1 protein-coding gene and 1 pseudogene are annotated in these 2,309 nt (G+C 37.8%); both read right to left on the reverse strand.

Features of this window, described 5'->3' with window-relative positions:
* A pseudogene (locus IQR33_RS03605) lies at positions 1-582 on the reverse strand (type VI secretion system membrane subunit TssM); the annotation flags it as partial.
* A 27-nt stretch (positions 583-609) separates the two neighbouring features.
* Positions 610-1,923, reverse strand: coding sequence for a type VI secretion system ImpA family N-terminal domain-containing protein (locus tag IQR33_RS03610; protein WP_017633754.1), 1,314 nt, complete (start codon positions 1,921-1,923; stop codon positions 610-612).
* Between the last annotated feature and the right edge of the window lie 386 nt (positions 1,924-2,309).

The raw sequence follows: 2,309 nt of genomic DNA on the forward strand, positions 1-2,309 counted from the left end.
TTCTGGTTCAGAGACGATCATGAACTCGAAATCGGTGAAGAATAGACACCCAGAAAATGGCTTTCGAGGTCGATGATGAATAACTTCTTCAATGAACGTATTCCATAAAGAAGCATCACTGCTTGATACTTCCTGGAACACTAAGCGTTGGTCTGGTTTGATGTACACAGCGCTGTCAGATTCGTACCATTCAAAAAAGTCATTCTTAGCGGTTCTAGTGCGATCCATCGGTTTAATTGCACTAGAATTAAATAAAAATTGACGTCGCCCTGACCCTTTATTACCAAGCATCAGGTAAATTGGTTTCTTGCCTGAGTTAGCAAGAAGAGGCTGGATAACCATAGAAAGTGCTTCTTCCTCGGTTTCCAAATGTTGAGCTTTAGCGTTGTTCTTTTTCTTCAACCATAATGTGAATTGAAAAGTGACGTAAACAATGGCGATAGCACCAAGGGTCAGCCAAAGATAAAGTTGATCGATTTCGTCAAGAAAAAGCAGATAAATAGTGGTGATAATTGCAACCACTAAAAACATCAATATAGTAGAAATCACCACTGGATTTCTAAACAGTTTTTGTTTGAACATAAGCCTAAAACTTCTTTAATTGTATTGTTATTTATTGTCAGTTTTTTCAGCTTGTAGCTGACTCAATTTATATAGGTAGATGTTCAGTAAAAGGGTTGCGCGGTCAATTTCCTTTTGCTGTGAATACTTTTCAGCGTATTCAATACGACCTAAAAGCGGGAATAACGAGTTACTGTATTCGTACGCCTTTTCAGAGTTCTTATCTACATTCTGTCTAGCTACGTTGGCAAACACCGTTCTTGCGTCTGAGAATCGCTTATAAACATCCATAAACTGGTCTTCTAAATGGGCGCTCTGTGTCAAAAAGTTTTGACGTAGCTGCTGTGCAGAAGACGAATCCGGATAGATTGCGATTAATTCATTGGTCAAGCTATCGAGCTCGCTGACGTTACTTACTTTTGCCGAGTCTAAAAACCAGTTATTCATCATAATATCGACACGATTAATGGCCTGCGTTTTCAATGACTGAGCATATTTTTTATTTTCGTAATCTAACGAGGCGACCAAATTTACAAGTTCATTAAGTGAAGCTTGATTAATTTTTTGCTCCAATGTTCGATAACGTTGTTGCTCGTACATGAAATGTGAACATATCGCAGTAACAATCAAACCAATAACGAAGTAGATCATAAATCGACCAGACTTTGCCGGTGATGCTTTCTCTTGGCTATTTAGGTTGGGTGATGACACCGGTGAGGGAGAGGGAGACACATTCACTTTAATTTCAGGTGCCTTCTGCGTTGCTGCAGGAGCGCTAGTGTTGGCTTGTTTTTTCTCGCGTAACTCAGCCGCAATTTGTTGTTCTTTTATCTGCTCAATCCATTGATTCAAAATACGGCGAATGCGACCTAATGACGGCGCTTCAATACCGTAATGAAGACGAAGCTCTTCCTCAATCCTCAAGCATAATTGATGTGCTGCCTCTATCAATGGAAGCTCTTCTGGTAACGCCCGATGCTTATTAATTCGTTTTTCAGTATGCTCTACCATCCATTCAATAGCGCTCATTCGTGCCTTTGACTTTGAATGCTCTGGATACGCGTTGAACCAATATACGACACACACATCAAGTATTGAGTTTAACCCTTCAACAAGGCCTCTTAAGCCGTCGTTATAGGTTGACGCAACGGTAAAGTAACAGCAACAACGTAGGTCTTTCGCTTGGGTACTCAAGATCTTTTTTGAGAGTGTTTGAACCGTTTTCCACGAGACTCTCCCTGTGACTTTATTCAGGTTGTTTATTTGACGTTTAATTTCGTCAAAATCCTCAGAACCATTAGGATTAGAGCCGCTTGGGTTATTTTCATCGATTGGTCTTCGAGCGAAGTCGGTAAAAAACATAAGGAAAGTTCCAACTGATCATATAGAAGTATTAAGTTATATAGGATTTCACTACTGTTATATTAAATTATAAGCAGTGCACATCTGCCGCAATTCTATAGACAAAATAAGCGGATTAGATAATAAAAATTCATTAAAAGAAATTAAATTACTTTTAGTGTGATCTTTGTTCATAATATTAATATCAATAGTTAAGTCTATTTATAAGAAGAAACTTATATATGAAGATGAGAACGTTGATTAAAAAGTAACTAAATTGTTATCGAAGATTACGCTTTGTTCAATTAGCAATCAAATTCTGTTACTTCTATTTAAATAGAAAGATTTACTGTCTCGTCACTTAATCTGTAGTCGGTTCTTTAGTTTTTGTTTGTAGGTAAAACAAC

Origin of the sequence: Vibrio sp. OPT46, assembly GCF_015163535.1 — a bacterium.
Taxonomy (GTDB): Bacteria; Pseudomonadota; Gammaproteobacteria; order Enterobacterales; family Vibrionaceae; genus Vibrio; species Vibrio alginolyticus.